This is a genomic window from Parafrankia discariae (assembly GCF_000373365.1).
Taxonomy (GTDB): Bacteria; Actinomycetota; Actinomycetes; order Frankiales; family Frankiaceae; genus Parafrankia; species Parafrankia discariae.
The window spans coordinates 272575-287693 of the sequence record NZ_KB891208.1; the positions used below are offsets into that span (position 1 = coordinate 272575).

The 15119-nt window shown below is 75.6% G+C and carries 10 protein-coding genes; 5 read left to right on the top strand and 5 right to left on the bottom strand.

Features of this window, described 5'->3' with window-relative positions; genetic code table 11:
- Positions 1-57: 57 nt before the first annotated feature.
- Complete coding sequence (locus B056_RS0112635; RefSeq protein ID WP_018502230.1) at positions 58-1761, bottom strand: DEAD/DEAH box helicase; 1704 nt, start codon at positions 1759-1761, stop codon at positions 58-60.
- A 592-nt stretch (positions 1762-2353) separates the two neighbouring features.
- Between B056_RS0112635 and B056_RS0112640 the strand changes: the two genes are divergently transcribed.
- Positions 2354-3127, top strand: coding sequence for a ferritin-like fold-containing protein (locus B056_RS0112640; protein ID WP_018502231.1), 774 nt, complete (start codon positions 2354-2356; stop codon positions 3125-3127).
- Positions 3128-3354: 227 nt separating this feature from the next.
- Here the strand turns inward: B056_RS0112640 and B056_RS0112645 are convergent, their stop codons facing one another.
- From B056_RS0112645 to B056_RS0112655, 3 genes are all read right to left on the bottom strand, one after another.
- Positions 3355-3582, bottom strand: coding sequence for a DUF3107 domain-containing protein (locus tag B056_RS0112645; RefSeq protein ID WP_018502232.1), 228 nt, complete (start codon positions 3580-3582; stop codon positions 3355-3357).
- A 175-nt stretch (positions 3583-3757) separates the two neighbouring features.
- Positions 3758-4405, bottom strand: a complete 648-nt coding sequence (locus tag B056_RS0112650; RefSeq protein WP_018502233.1) for a TetR/AcrR family transcriptional regulator — start codon at positions 4403-4405, stop codon at positions 3758-3760.
- 179 nt (positions 4406-4584) lie between these two features.
- Positions 4585-4785, bottom strand: coding sequence for a hypothetical protein (locus B056_RS0112655; RefSeq protein WP_018502234.1), 201 nt, complete (start codon positions 4783-4785; stop codon positions 4585-4587).
- A 473-nt stretch (positions 4786-5258) separates the two neighbouring features.
- On the opposite strand from B056_RS0112655, the gene moeZ reads away from it, so the two are divergent.
- On the top strand, positions 5259-6431 hold the full coding sequence (moeZ, locus tag B056_RS0112660) for an adenylyltransferase/sulfurtransferase MoeZ (protein ID WP_018502235.1): 1173 nt from the start codon (positions 5259-5261) through the stop codon (positions 6429-6431).
- Between the two features lie 180 nt (positions 6432-6611).
- Complete coding sequence (locus tag B056_RS36285) at positions 6612-7028, top strand: MGMT family protein (RefSeq protein WP_035751342.1); 417 nt, start codon at positions 6612-6614, stop codon at positions 7026-7028.
- Positions 7029-7116: 88 nt separating this feature from the next.
- Here the strand turns inward: B056_RS36285 and B056_RS36290 are convergent, their stop codons facing one another.
- Positions 7117-8088: an SDR family NAD(P)-dependent oxidoreductase gene (locus B056_RS36290; protein ID WP_018502237.1), complete on the bottom strand. Its 972-nt coding sequence runs from the start codon at positions 8086-8088 to the stop codon at positions 7117-7119.
- A gap of 178 nt (positions 8089-8266) precedes the next feature.
- Here B056_RS36290 and B056_RS0112675 point away from each other — a divergent pair, with 178 nt between their 5' ends.
- Together B056_RS0112675 and B056_RS0112680 are read left to right on the top strand one after the other, a co-directional pair.
- A complete protein-coding gene (locus B056_RS0112675) occupies positions 8267-11767 on the top strand; it encodes an ATP-dependent helicase (RefSeq protein WP_018502238.1) in 3501 nt (1166 codons plus the stop codon).
- Complete coding sequence (locus B056_RS0112680; protein ID WP_018502239.1) at positions 11764-15084, top strand: ATP-dependent DNA helicase; 3321 nt, start codon at positions 11764-11766, stop codon at positions 15082-15084. The genes B056_RS0112675 and B056_RS0112680 overlap by 4 nt, the downstream gene beginning before the upstream one ends.
- Positions 15085-15119: the final 35 nt, after the last annotated feature.

A 15119-nucleotide genomic window follows, 5' to 3' on the forward strand; every position in this document is an offset into this window, starting at 1 on the left:
CGCGCCGCGCGGGTCCGGGCCGAACTGACCAGGTCGGCCCCGGTCAGGCCGACTCGGTCAGGCCGACTCGGCCCGGGGAGTGTGGTCCGCGTCGGAACCGGCCGCGTCGTCGTCCATCGACTCCACGTCGGTGTCGCGCACGGTGCCCGTGCCGCGCCCCCGGCCACCGCGCCGGCGCCGCCGGCGTCGGGCGGGCTCGGCCGTCGGGTCGGTGGCGGTGTCCTCGCCGGACTCGGCCGGGGCGGTGTCGCCGCGGGCCGTGTCGCCGCTGATGGCGCGGACCGGTGCGACGGGTACGTCCACGGTGCCGGTGAGGCCGGCGTCGAGGCCGGCGTGGCCGTCGAGGGCCGCGCCGTCATGCGTCGGGTCGTCGAGCGCCGAGCCGTCGGCCGGCGAACCGTCGGCGACGGTGAGGCCGGTGGCCGCCGCGGCCGCCCCGGCGCCGCGGGTGCGCTGCCGGACCCGGGTACGGGCCGCCGGGCGGGCGGGCCGCTCGTCCTCCCGCTCGCGGGTGCGCCGGCGGGTGCCGCGGCCCTTCTCGCCGAGGTCCTCGATCTCCTCGGCGGCCAGGCCGGCCCGGGTCCGCTCCGAGTGCGGCAGCGTGCCCTTCACCCCGGTCGGGATGCCCAGCAGCTCGAACAGGTGTGCCGAGGTGGAGTAGGTCTCCAGCGGCTCCTCGAACGGGAGCGCCAGCGCCCGGTTGACCAGCGTCCACCGGGGCAGGTCGTCCCAGTCGACGAAGGTGACCGCGACGCCGCTGCCGCCGGCGCGGCCGGTCCGGCCGATCCGGTGCAGGTAGGCGTGCTCGTCCTCCGGGCACTGATAGTTCACGACGTGGGTGACGCCGCCGACGTCGATGCCGCGCGCGGCGACATCGGTGGCGACCAGCACGTCAACCTTGCCGGCGCGGAACGCGCGCAGTGCCTGCTCACGCTGGCCCTGGCCCAGGTCGCCGTGCACCGGCGCCGCGGCGAAGCCACGGCGGGCCAGGTCCTCGGCGACCTTGTCGGCGGTGCGCCGGGTGCGGACGAACACCATCGCCAGCCCGCGGGTCTCGGCCTGCAGGACGCGGGCGAGCACTTCCATCTTGTCCATCGCGTGCGCGCGGAAGACGTGCTGCTGCGTGTTCGGGACGGTGCGGCCCTCGTCCGGCTGCTCGGCGCGGACGTGCACCGGGCGGCTCATGAACCTGCGGGCGAGCGAGATGACCGGCCCGGGCATCGTCGCGGAGAACAGCATCGTGTGCCGCTGCTCCGGCAGGAACGCGAGGATGCGCTCGACGTCGGGCAGGAAGCCGAGGTCGAGCATCTCGTCGGCCTCGTCGAGCACGAGGGCGCGCACGCCCGCGAGGTCGAGCGCCTTCTGCCGGGCGAGGTCGAGCAGGCGCCCGGGCGTGCCGATGACGATGTCGACGCCGGCGCGCAGCGCGCTGAGCTGGGGTTCGTAGGCACGGCCGCCGTAGACCGACAGCACGCGCAGCCCGCGGCCGAGGCCGGCGCGGGCGATGTCCGCGGTGACCTGCACGCACAGCTCACGGGTGGGGACGACGACGAGCGCCTGCGGGCGGCCGTCCGCACCCTCGTCCGGCGCCGTGACGACCTGGACGATGGGGATGCCGAAGGCGAGGGTCTTGCCGGTACCCGTCCGCGCCTGCCCGATGATGTCGGTGCGCTCGAGCGCGAGGGGGAGGGTGAGCTCCTGGATGGCGAACGGCCGGATGATGCCGACCTCCGCCAGGGCGGCGACCGTCTCGGCCCGCACGCCGATCTCGGCGAAGGTGGGCGCCAGACTGGGTGCGTCGGCCGGATTCGGCGCGTCGGCCGGGCTGGTGGTGCTGGCCGGGCTGGTGTCGGTCGGGCTCGTGGTGTCAGAGCCGTCGCTGATGGGTTCGTGGTCGGGCGTTTGTGTGCTTGTGACGGACAGCGGGACGCTCCTGGTCTGCTCTGAGCGGTGTCCTACGCTGAACCCGCTCGCTGTGCCGCGCGGCGCCTGCGGCCCGGTGTCGGGGCGGCGCCAGTCGATCAGCGGCCTGACGGCTGGGTGGTGTGATGACCACCGGCTAGGCCCAGGATAACCCGTGTCTCGCCCCGAGCGGGTGTGATATTGCAACGTTCTCGCCCACAGCCGTCGCGAAAGCCGACGTCCACAGGGTTTCGCCGGGGGGCTCGCAAGTGCCGGCGCGCGGCCCGCGGGCGCCGTGCGGCGGCGCCGAGCGGGGCCGCCCACCGGGCTGCCGCCGGAGCCGCTACCAGGGCGCTCGTCGCTGTTGGGACGCGGTTGCCGAGCCGTGGCACCCGGCGCCGGGCCGGGCTCGCGCCGCGGTGCGCGAGCCGCGGAGTGCCAGAATCGCGCTGTGGCGCAGACCTCGCAGACCCGGACCGGAACCCTTCCCGCCGACGTGAACGGGGCGATCGACGCGACCGATGTGACCGACGCAACTGGCGTGCCCGGCACGCCGGGCGCCGCGGAGCCCGAACCCGTGGCGGGCGTCGCCGACCCGGCCCTCGTCGACCTGCTCGGCCTGCTCGCGTACGGCGAGCTGACCGCCTTCGAGCGGATGGCGACGGACGCCCGCATGTCTCCCACGCTCGCGGACAAGATCGCGCTCGGCCGGATGGCCGCCGCCGAGTTCGTGCACTTCGAGGCCATCGAACGCGAGCTCACCCGGCTCGGGGTCGACCTGGAGCAGGCCATGGCGCCGTTCGTGCCGGCGCTGACCGCGTTCCACAACCTCACCGCGCCCTCGGACTGGCTGGAGAGCCTCGTCAAGGCGTACGTGGGCGACAACATCGCGGCGGACTTCTACCGCGAGATCGCCGGCCGGCTCGCTCCGCAGGCGCGCACCCTGGTGCTCAGCGTGCTCGCCGACACCGGCCACGCGGCGTTCGCCGTCGAGCGGGTGCGGGCCGCCATCGTGACCAACCCGGCGGTGGCGGGCCGGCTTGCGCTGTGGGCGCGCCGGCTGGTGGGGGAGGCGCTGACGCAGGCCCAGCGGGTCGCGGTGGACCGGGACGCGTTGACCGGCCTGCTCGCCGGCGTCGGTGATCTGCAGGAGATCGCCGGCATCTTCAACCGCATCATGGCCGCGCACGGCCGGCGGATGGCGGCGCTCGGCCTCTCCGCCTGACGGGCCCGCCCGCGGGAGCCGGGACCCGACCGGGTCGCCCGGACGGGGCCACGGAACGGGCCGCCCGGATGCGGACGCCGGCCGTCGGGGTGAGGTGTGTCGCTGAGGACACACCGCGCCTCGAGGCCGACGCCACGCCGGTCCGCCGGTCTGTCAGGCGGTGCTGGTCTTCCAGGCGGTGCTGGTCTCGCAGATTGGTGCTGGTTCGGCAGCTGGTGCTGGCCCTGTCAGGCCGTGCCGAAGCCGACCCGGCGCGACTCGGACTCCGCGATCTCGACGTAGGCGAGCGCGTCGACGGGCACGACGACCCGACGCCCCTTCTCGTCCACGAGGGTGAGAAGTCCGGTCTTGCCGTCGACCGCCTCGCTGATCAGCCCGGCGACCGTCTCCGGTGACTGGGTGCTCTCCAGTACCAGCTCACGACCGACGTGCTTGATCCCGATCTTGACCTCCACTCGATAACCTCCGCGTGGTCGAGTTTCCAGGGGCACTTCTCCGCCGCGGCCACCGCCGCCGACGGACGATCAGCGCCCACACTATGGCCTGCGGGCCGTCGTTCGGGCGCTGTGCGGCGCTGTTCGCTGCCGGCACATGTCCCGCCGCCGGCACCCGCCCACGCCGGCGGCCGGGTCAGGACGTCTCGGGGGTGGGTTGCTGCGGGTAGCCGGCGATGCCACGCCAGGCGAGCTCCACCAGCGACTCCACGGCGCGCTCCTTCGACACCCGCCCGTCCCGCAGCAGCCACCAGCGCGCGCCCGACTCGGCCAGCCCGACCAGCCCCATCGCCAGCAGGTCGGCCTCCTCCTGGGGGAGCCCGGTGTCCGCGACGATGGTGGCGGCGATCGCGCGCACGCACTGCGCCGAGGTGTTCTCCACCCGCTGCCGGACGGCCGGCTCACTGCGCAGGTCGGACTCCAGGACGAGCTGGTGCGCCCCGCTGGGGTCGGCGACGAAGTCGAAGTACGCCCGGATCGAACGCTCGATCCGGATGTGGTTGTCCGCAGTGGAGGCGAGCGCCGCGCGCACGGCCGAGACCAGTTTCTCGGAGTGCTCGTCGAGCAGCGCCAGATAGAGGTCGAGCTTGCCGGGGAAGTGCTGGTAGAGCACCGGCTTGCTCACCCCGGCCCGCTCGGCGATCTCGTCCATCGCGGCCGCGTGGTAGCCCTGGGCGACGAACACCTCGCGGGCCGCCCCCAGCAGCTGGAACCGGCGCGCTGTGCGGGGGAGCCGAGGAGTTCGGCCCGGCCGCGACTGCGGCACCGCGGGCTCGGCTGTCACCGGCGTACCTCCCCGTCGGTCACCGGCATCGTCGATCGGACCCGAGGCCGATCGGACACGGGGTCGATCTGACACAAGGTCGATCAGGCGCGGGCCGTCGGTGCGCGGCCGCGCGGACATGTGGCCAACAGTACCCGCGATGGCCGGCCACTCCCCCGGATACCGGCCCCGACCCGGGCCTACCTGTATTCCTCCTCGTCGTCCTGCTCGACCACGATGCTCTGCTCGACGGCGTCGAACTCGTCGACCTCGCGGGCCTCGGCGCTCTGAGCGGCCTCGGCGGGACCACCCTGGGGCGTCCCCGACGGGCGGAGCTCCCGGGACTGCTCGGCGGCGTCGGCGTCCGGGACGTCCAACGGGGGGTCGGTCGGTGACCTCATCGGTGTCTCCCTCGGCGCTGGTCGGTCATCTGGCGCTGGTCGGTATCCTGCGCTGGTTCCCGCGCTGGCCGGTGTTCTCCGGCGGCGCGTGTCACCGATACCCCCACCGGCCGCGTCGATTCCCGTGGCCGGGGCCGCCGCCGATGTTTCGTCGTCGCCAGCTACCGCCCACCGACCGCTCGGCCCCACCCGCGCGCGGGTGCGGGACGTCCCGGCCGTGGGTGCCGGACGTCCCGGCCGTGGGTGCCGGACTTCCCGGGCGATTCTGGACGCCCTGGGCAGGGTTCGGACGTCCCGGGCGAGGTGGGGAACACCAGGGCCCGGGGGCGCGCTGCACCATGTGAAGCGCCCGCCGCGGCGGGCCGCCTGGAAACCGGTGGGTCGTCGGCGGTCGCACGAACCGCCGATCACGGCTGCCGGACCGGGCGGCTGTGGCATCGTCGGGTGGTACGACAGAGAAGGTGAGGAGCAACGTGTCACTACCGCCCCTGGTCTCCCCCGCCGAGGGGCTGACCGTCGACGAGGTCCGCCGGTACTCGCGGCATCTGATCATTCCCGACGTCGCGATGGACGGGCAGAAGCGCCTGAAGAACGCGAAGGTCCTCGCCGTCGGCGCGGGTGGCCTTGGCTCGCCGACCCTGATGTACCTGGCCGCGGCCGGGGTGGGGACGCTGGGCATCGTCGAGTTCGACGTGGTGGACGAGTCGAACCTGCAGCGCCAGATCATCCACGGGCAGTCCGACGTCGGCCGGAGCAAGGCCGAGTCGGCCCGCGACTCCGTCCGGGAGATCAACCCGCTGGTCAACGTGGTGATCCACGAGACCCGGCTGGACACCTCCAACGTGATGGAGATCTTCGCCCAGTACGACCTGATCGTCGACGGCACCGACAACTTCGCGACCCGCTACCTGGTCAACGACGCCTGCGTGCTGCTCGGCAAGCCGTACGTGTGGGGCTCGATCTACCGGTTCGACGGCCAGGCGAGCGTCTTCTGGGCCGAGCACGGCCCGTGCTACCGGTGCCTCTACCCCGAGCCGCCCCCGCCGGGCATGGTCCCCTCGTGCGCCGAGGGCGGTGTCCTCGGTGTGCTCTGCGCGTCCATCGGGTCGATCCAGACCACGGAGGCCATCAAGGTGCTGACCGGCGTGGGTGACCCGCTCGTCGGCCGGCTGATGGTCTACGACGCCCTGGAGATGTCCTACCGGACGATCAAGGTGCGCAAGGACCCGGAGTGCCCGCTGTGCGGGAAGAACCCGTCGATCACCGAGCTCATCGACTACGAGGCGTTCTGCGGCGTGGTCTCCGAGGAGGCCCAGCTCGCGGCGGCCGGCTCCACGATCACCGCCGCCGAGCTGAAGGCCATGCTGGACGGCGGCGAGCCGATCGAGCTGATCGACGTCCGTGAGCCCGCGGAGTGGGAGATCGTGCGGATCCCCGGCGCGCGCCTCATCCCGAAGGGGGAGCTGCCGGCGCACCTGGCCGAGCTGCCGCAGGACCGGCGGGTCGTCGTCTACTGCAAGAGCGGGGTGCGCTCGGCCGAGGCGCTCGCGACCCTGAAGGGCGCCGGTTTCGCCACCGCCGTCCACGTCCAGGGCGGCGTGACCGCCTGGGCCACCCAGGTGGACAAGGGCCTCCCCGTCTACTGATCCGGCCCCCCGGCCGTCGTCAGCCCGCGGCGTGTCCCCGGGCCTGCACCCGGAGCATCCATGGCGGGTGGGCGCGTCCGCTACGGACGCGCCCACCCGCCACGGTCGTCTGTGCCTCGTCCTGATGAGTCCTTTGGACGGCGGTCTGTGGTCTGGCAGTGGGACGGGAGGTCGGTGGGCATGGTGCGGGTGACGGACGGGCCCGGCGAGCGTCGGCGGGGACGGTCTCCCGACACCGTCTCGGCGGGTGTCGGGACGCGGATCCACGTCGGGGGTAGGCCGAGCCCGCACGCGATGGCCGTCCTGGAGGCCGTCACCCGGATACCGGCCGGCAAGGTCATGACCTACGGTGACGTCGCCGAGTTCGTCGGCGCCGGCACCGGGCGCACCGTGGGCGCGGTCCTCTCGCGGCACGGCCACGAGGACGACGTCCCGTGGCACCGGGTGATCCGCGCGTCCGGGGAGCCGAACCCCGCCGCGCCCGCCGAGGCACTGCGTCGCCTGCGCGCGGACGGCACCCCGCTGCGGCCCGGCGGTGATCGGGTCGATCTCGCGGCAGCCCGCTGGGATGGCCTCACCCGCCCCGACCGGCCCTGATTCCGGGCCGGCCACCGGTGGGTGCCGGTTACCGGTCGGCGTCGGGGCCGGTGTCGACTCCGGTCGGCGTCGGGGCACGTCTGTGCGGTCAGCGGGCGGTGAACCCTCCGTCAGCGGAGTAGACGCTGCCGGTCACCAGGGACGCGCGGTCGGAGAGCAGGAAGTGGACGACCTCGGCGACCTCGTCGGCGGTCCCCAGCCGGTTCATCGGCTGGAAGAAGCGTGCCCCGCGGTGTGAGCTGACCATCGTCGTGTCGATGAACCCGGGTGCCACCGCGTTGACCCTGATGCCGCGCGTCGCGTTGTCCAGCGCGGCCACCCTGGTGAGTCCGATCACGCCGTGCTTGGCGGCGACGTAGGCCGGGGTGCCCTGCAGGCCGACCGTGCCCAGCACGGACGCCATGTTGACGATCGAGCCGCCGCCCGCGGCGAGCATCGCCGGGATCTCGGCGCGCATGCTGTAGAAGACGCCGGAGAGGTTGACCGCGAGCACCCGGTCCCAGTCGGCGAGGGAGATGTCCTCCAGCGGTGCCCGGTCGGTGGCGATGCCCGCGTTGTTGACCGCGAGGTCGAGCCGCCCGCCGGCCTCGATCGCCGTGCCGACGGCCCGGGCCACCGACTCCGGGTCGGCGACGTCGACCGCCACCACCAGCGCGGCGCCGCCGGCCGCCTCGATCTCGCCGGCGACCTCCTTGGCCGCGACGGTGTCCCGGTCGGCCAGGACGACGAAGGCACCCGCCGCCGCCAGCCGGCGGGCGCAGGCGGCGCCGATCCCCGAACCGGACCCGGTCACGAAGGCGACCCGGCCGGCGTACTCGCCACCACCCGCGGCGACGGCGCCGGCCGGCACGGCGAGTGGGTCGGCCGCCGTCGCGGCACCGGCACCGAGTCCGGCACCGGCGCCGTCCGCCGCGCCGGCTCGCGGACGTGGTGCCGTGACCGGCGGCGCCGGGGCCGTGGCGCCGGCGCGTGGCTGTCCCGCCTGTCCTCCGATGGATGCCCCCTGGGCCTCCGGTGCGGTCCGCTCGGAACGGCCGGCCGGAATGTCGTCGTCCGTCATGCCAGGTGAAGCTGCCACGTTCCGACGTTGACTCGCAGCTGTTTCGACACTTTTGGGGGTATTCGTACTCATCTTTGTGCTGCTCCAAAGGGTGCCGGTGTCGTCGCGCTGACAGCACTTCCGTGCCATCCGCGCCGACCTCGTCCGTGCTTTGGCGATCTTGTCAGAGTGTCGTGATGTGCTGTGCGGCGTGGTCACCGTGTCGACGCTCACCCGCCCTGCCCGGCGGCCGTCGTTTCGCCTGGTGTCGCCCTCCGTCCCGGTGGCCGGACCCATCGTGTTGGACACGGCGCAGGCCGACGTGGTGGGACACGCCGGTGGTCCGCTACTTGTCCTCGCCGGTCCGGGGACGGGAAAGACCACGACCCTGGTCGAGGCCGTCGCCCGGCGGATCGAGGCCGGGGCGGATCCGGCGTCCCTGCTGGTGCTCACGTTCAGCCGGCGGGCCGCCCGCCACCTGCGTGAGCGGTTCGCCGTCCGGCTCGGGGCGGCGGCCGTCGGGCCGGCGGCGTGGACGTTCCACGCCTGGTGCCTCGCGCTGCTGCGCGCGTACGGCGCCGCCACCCCGCTCGGCGGCCTTCGCCTGCTGTCCGGCCCCGAGCAGGACGCCCGCCTGCGCGACCTCATCGAGGGCTCCCGCGAGCTGGGGCGCCCGGTCTGGCCCGACCCGCTCACCGGTTGCCTGAACACCCGCGGCTTCGCCGAGGAGATCAGGATGCTGCTCACCCGGGCCCGGGAGGTCGGCGTCGACCCGCCGGCACTGGCGCGCATCGCCCGCCGGGTGGGCCGCGCCGACTGGGCGGCCGTCGCCGAGTTCTACGGCGACTACCTCGACGCCCTCGGCGCGGAGGGCACCCTCGACTACGCCGATCTGGTGCACGCGGCGGCGAACCTCGTCGTCGAGCCGGAGGTCCGTGCCGAGCTGCGCCAGCGCTACCGGGCGGTGTTCGTCGACGAGTACCAGGACACCGACCCGGCGCAGGAGCGGCTGCTGAGCGCGGTCGCCGGCGGCGGGGGCGACCTGGTCGTCTTCGGCGACCCGGACCAGTCGATCTACGCCTTCCGCGGGGCGGAGGTCCGGGGCCTGCTCGACTTCCCGAACCGGTTCCCCCGGGCCGACGGCTCGCCGGCACCCGTCGCCGCGCTGCGGCGGTGCCGCCGGATGGCACCGGCGCCGCTGGCCGCCTCCCGTCGCGTCGCGGCGGCGCTCCCGTCGGCGGGCCTGCCGGTCCGGCACGTCCGCGCGCACCGCGATCTCGTCTCCGCCGGTTCCGCCGGGCCGGGCCAGGTCGCGGCCCGCACCTATCCGACGGCCGGCGCCGAGGCGGAGGCGATCGCCGAGCTGCTGCGCCGCGAGCATCTCGAGAACGGCGTCGACTGGGCGGACATGGCGGTCCTGGTCCGCTCCACCGCGCCGCTCGGGCTGCTGCGCCGGGTGCTGACGGCGGCCGGCGTCCCGGTGAGCGTGGCGGGCGGGGAGCTGCCGCCGGCGCGGGAACCGGCGGCGGCGCTGCTGCTCACGGCCCTGCGCTGCGCGGACGACCCAGCGGTCCAGCTCACGCCGGAGACGGCGCGCGCGCTGCTGACCTCCCCGCTGGGCGGCGCGGACCCGGCCGGCCTGCGCGCCCTCGGCCGCGCGCTGCGCGCCCACGACGCCGCCGCCCGCACCGCGGCCCGGGACAGCGCGGCCCGGGACAGCGCGGCCAGCGGCGCCGCCGCCGGCCCGATCGTCCTGCCGGAGCCGCGCTCGGCACCGGAGGCGGACGGGCCGGTGCTCGGGCTGCCCGCGTCCTCGGCCGAGCTGCTGCGTGAGGCGGTCGCCGATCCGGAGCGGGTGCTGCTCCCCGTCCCGGACGAGCTGGCCGCGCCCGCGCGCCGGCTCGGGCGGCTGCTGCGGACCGTGCGCGCCGAACTGCGGCGCGGGGCGGCCCCGGAGGACGCGCTGTGGACGCTGTGGACGGCCAGCGAGTGGGGCCCAAGGCTGGAACGGGCGTCCGCGGTCGGCGGGCCGGGCGGTCGGTCGGCCGACCGTGACCTCGACGCCGTCGTCGCGCTGTTCGACGCCGTCGGGCGTCTCGGCGAGCGGCGCGGGCCGGGCTTCGGGGTGAGCTCCGTCGTCGAGGAGCTGACCCGCCAGCGGATCGCGCCGGAGACGGCGCAGGCCCGGGCCGGGCGGCCGGCCACCGTCCGGCTGCTCACGGCGCACCGCGCCAAGGGGCTGGAGTGGGAGGTCGTGGTCGTCTGCGGCGTGCAGGACGGCGTCTGGCCGGACCTGCGCCAGCGGCACACCCTGCTCGGGGCCGAGCAGCTCGACTCGCCGCGCAACGGCGGCGTCCGCCCGCCGCGGACCAGGGATGAGCTGCTCGCCGACGAGCGCCGCCTGTTCTACGTGGCGCTCACCCGGGCGCGCCGCCGCCTGGTGGTGACCGCGGTGGACGGCGCCGACGACGACGGGGAGCAGCCCAGCAGGTTCCTGGCCGAGCTCGGGGTGCAGGTGGAGAGCGTCCGGTCCCGCCCGCCGCGCCCGCTCACCCTGGTCGGCCTGGTCGCCGCGCTGCGGCGGCTGACCGTCGACCCGGAGGCGTCGGCGGCGGCGCGGGCGGCCGCCGGGATCCGGCTCGCCGCGCTGGCCGCCGCCGCCGACGAGACCGGCCGGGCGCTGGTGCCCGCCGCCCATCCGGACCGCTGGTGGGGCCTGCTGGAGGTGACCAGCTCGGACGTCCCGGTCGTCGCGCCCGAGGCGCCGATCCGGCTCTCCGGGTCCTCGCTGTCGGGCCTGAGCTCCTGCGGGCTGCGCTGGTTCCTGGAGCACGAGGCGAACGCCGCCGAGCCGGCGTCGCCCGCGCAGGGCTTCGGCAAGGTCGTGCACGCCCTCGCCGACGAGGTGACGACGGGCCGCACGCAGGCCCGGCTCGAGGCCCTCGACGCGCGGCTCGACCTGGTCTGGCGGCATCTGGAGTTCGACTCGCGGTGGCGCTCCGAGCAGGAGCGCGTGGCGGCGCGGGAGGCGCTCGGCCGGTTCCTCGAATGGCACGCCGCGCAGCGCGGCCGTGAGGTCGTCGCATCCGAGGTGCGGTTCTCCTGCGACATCGACGTGGCGGGCCGGGTGGTGCGGCTGCGCGGCTTCATCGACCGGGTCGAGCTCGACGACGCCGGCCGGGTGCACGTCGTCGACTTCAAGACCGGCCGGACGCCGCCGAGCCGGCGCGACCTGGCGACCCACGCGCAGCTGGGCAGCTACCAGCTCGCGGTGCGCGAGGGTGCCCTCGACCCGGTTCTGGCCGAGGCCGCCCGCCGCCACGATCCGTCCGCGTCCGGTGCGGTGCCCGTGCCCGGTGAGGCGCCTGGGGCTGGGAAGTCGTCCGGGGCCGGGGAGCCGTCCACCGCCGGCGAGCGGCCGGCGGCGGTGCCCGGCGGGGCGGAGCTGGTCCAGCTGCGGCGGGACGCGGGCGGCGACAACACCGGCCCGCGGCTGCCGGCGGAGGAGCCGGGGCCGCCCGAGGTGCGGCGTCAGGAGGCGCTCCCCGGCGGCCGGGCGTGGATCGACGACATGGTCGAGAACGCGGTGCGGACCGTCACGACCGAGTCCTTCCGACCCACCCCCGGCGAGGGGTGCACGATGTGTTCGTTCCGTCGGTGCTGCCCGGGGCGGCCGGAGGGGGAGCAGGTGATCGATTGACCGGCGCGGCGGGGGCCGCCGAGCAGGTGCTCCCCGGTCTCGGCCCGGAGCCGGCGGGCGCGGGCGGCACCCCGACCGGCCCGCTGCCGGAACCGGAGTACCTGCGGGAGCTGCTCGGCGTCCCGTACACCGACGAACAGCTGGCCGCGGCCACCGCGCCGCTGGAGCCGGTGGTCGTCATCGCCGGCGCCGGGTCGGGCAAGACGTCCGTGATGGCCGCCCGGGTGGTCTGGCTGGTGGCCACCCGCCAGGTCGAGCCGGGCCGGGTGCTGGGCCTGACGTTCACGAACAAGGCCGCCGCCGAGCTGGCCGGCCGGGTGCGGGCGGCGCTGCGGCGCGCCCGCGGGGACGCCCCCACCGGCGCGGGTGTCCCCGGCCAGCCCGCCGCGGACGCCGCCGACGAGCCGACGATCGGCACCTACCACGCCTACGCCGGGCGCCTCGTCGGCGAGCACGCGCTGCGCCTCGGCCTCGAGCCCGACACCCGGATGCTCGTCGCCGCGGCCCGCTACCAGCTCGCGGCCCGGGTCGCCCGCGCCCACCGCGGCCGCGTCGAGGCGCTGACGAAGTCGATGCCCGCGCTCGTCGCCGACCTCGTCGCGCTCGACGGGGAGATGAGCGAGCATCTCGTCTCCGCCGACGACCTGATGGCCTTCGACGCGGACCTGTTCGACCGGGCGATGGCGGCCCTGGCGAGCGCGCAGCCGCGGCCGGGCACGAAGGGCCTGCGCAAGGAGCTGCGCCGGATGGCGATCACCGCCCGGGGGCGCCGTGAGCTCGCCGGCCTCGTCGCCGACTACCGCGCCGCCCGGCGCGGCCGGGACGTCCTCGACTTCGGCGACCAGGTCACCTTCGCCGCCCGGCTGGCCAGGTACTTCCCGGAGGTCGGCGCCGCCGAGCGGGCCCGGGCCGGCGTGGTGCTCCTCGACGAGTACCAGGACACCTCCGTCGCCCAGCGCACGATGCTGGCCGGGCTGTTCGGCGGCGGCCATCCGGTGACCGCCGTCGGTGACCCCTGCCAGGCGATCTACGGGTGGCGCGGCGCGTCGGTGGCCAACCTGGACAACTTCCCCGACCATTTCCCGCACGCCGACGGCACCCCGTCCGCGCGGTACCTGCTGTCGGTGAACCAGCGCAGCGGCGGCCGGCTGCTGACCCTGGCCAACGACGTGGCCGCGCCACTGCGGGCCCGCCACCACGTCGTCGAGCTGCGCCCCCGGGCGGACGTCGTCACCGCCGGGCGCACCCTGGTGGCGCTGCACGAGAGCTGGGCGCAGGAGGTCACCTGGATCGCCACCCGGCTGGCCGAGCTGGTGGCGGCGGGGGAGCGGCCCGGGAACATGGCCGTGCTCGTGCGGGCCCGTTCGGACGTCCGAGCCCTGCACACGGCGTTGACCGCCGCCGGGCTGCCGGTCGAGGTGGTGGGCCTCGCCGGCCTGCTGGACCTGCCCGAGGTCGCCGACGTCGTCGCCGTGCTGGAGGCGCTGGACTCCCCGGTCGCCAACGCGGCGCTCGTCCGGCTGCTCACCGGGCCGCGGGTCCGCCTCGGCCCGCGTGACCTGGCGGCGCTGGGCCGCCGCGCGCGCGCCCTGCTGCACACGACCAGCCCGACCGCCCCGACGGCCGCCGGCGGGGACGGCGCCGGCGGCGCGCTGGCGGAGGCCGTCGCCGGGGTCGACCCGTGCGACGTCGTCGCCCTCGCCGACGCCCTCACCGACCCCGGCGGGGAGATCTCGGCCCAGGGGCGGGAACGCGTCGTCCGGCTCGGCGCGGAGCTGGCGACGCTGCGCGCGCACGTCGGCGACGGGCTGCTCGACCTGCTCCACCGGGTGATCTCCACGATCGGGCTGGACGTCGAGCTCGCCGCCAGCCCGCGGGCCGTGGCGGCTCGCCGCCGGGAGAACCTGGCCTCCTTCTTCGACGCGGCGGCCGACTTCGACGACCCCGACGGGCCGAACTCGCTGACGTCCTTCCTCGGCTTCCTGCGGGCGGCCCGTGAGCACGAGCGCGGGCTGGACATCACCGGGCCGTCCGGCGCGGACGCCGTCGCGCTGATGACCATGCACCGCGCGAAGGGCCTCGAATGGGAGGTCGTCGCCGTGCCCAACCTGAGCCGGGGGGTTTTCCCCGACCTGACAGTGCGGGACAGGTGGCCGACCACGACCGGCGTGCTGCCGACCCCGCTGCGCGGTGACGCGGCCGAGCTGCCGTCCTACGAGCTCGACGACTCGAAGGCGGCCCTGGAGGCCTACACCGCGGACTGCCGGGAGTACCAGGAGCGCGAGGAACGGCGGCTGGCCTACGTCGCGTTCACCCGGGCCAAGTCGGTGCTGCTCGGCAGCGGCCACTGGTGGGGGCCGACCCAGCGCACCAGGCGTGGCCCCTCGGTGTTCCTCACCGAGCTGCACGATCACGCGGCCGCCGGGAACGGGCAGGTGGACGCGTGGACGTCCGAACCGGCGTCGGGCGGGAACCCCGCGCTGGCCGTCCCGGCGGAGTTCGCGTGGCCGACCCCCTACGAGCCGGTGGCGTTCGCGCGCCGGCGGGAGGCGGCGGCCGGCGTCACCGAGACCCTGGCGATGATCGGCTCCGGCCAGGCCCCCCCGGCCGACGAGCCGGCCGGGATGACCGCCCGCGAGCGGGCCCTGCTCGCCGAGCTCGACCGCGAGGCCGCGCTGCTGCTGGCCGAGGAGCGCGTGGCCCGGGCCCCGTTCCGGGACGTCCCGATCCCGGCGAGCCTGACCGCGTCCGAGATCGTGCGGATGCGCGCCGACCCGGTCGAGTTCGCCCGCGACCTGGCCCGGCCGGTGCCGCGCCGGCCGGTGCCGCAGGCCCGTCGGGGCACCCGGTTCCACGCCTGGGTGGAGGAGATGTTCGACCAGCGGCCGCTCATCGACGTCGAGGATCTCGCCGACGCCGCGGACGCCACCGCCGTCCTGGACGACCACGACCTCTCCGGCCTGCAGGCGGCGTTCCTGGCCAGCCCGTACGGTGCCCGCCGCCCGTTCGCGCTGGAGGCGCCGTTCGAGGTGATGATCGGCGGGCGCGCGGTGCGGGGGCGCATCGACGCGGTCTACGAGCTCGGTGGCGGGCGCTGGGAGGTCGTCGACTGGAAGACCGGCTCGGAGACCGCCGACCCCGTCCAGCTCGCGGTCTACCGGGTGGCCTGGGCCCGGGTCCGCGGCGTGCCCGTGGCGGACGTCGACGCGGCCTACTTCTACGTCGCGTCCGGGCAGGTCGTGCACCCGCCGCTGCTCGGCGAGGACGAGATCACCGACCTGCTCTCGGGCCGCGCCCGGCCCACCGACCGCACCTGAGACCGCACCGCGGATCATCCATCCGACCGCACCGC

Coding starts and splice junctions, on each gene's coding strand:
- B056_RS36285 (WP_035751342.1), top strand. CDS start 6,612: ATGGTGCGGGTGACGGACGGGCCCGGCGAGCGTCGGCGGGGACGGTCT.
- B056_RS36290 (WP_018502237.1), bottom strand. CDS start 8,088: ATGACGGACGACGACATTCCGGCCGGCCGTTCCGAGCGGACCGCACCG.
- B056_RS0112655 (WP_018502234.1), bottom strand. CDS start 4,785: ATGAGGTCACCGACCGACCCCCCGTTGGACGTCCCGGACGCCGACGCC.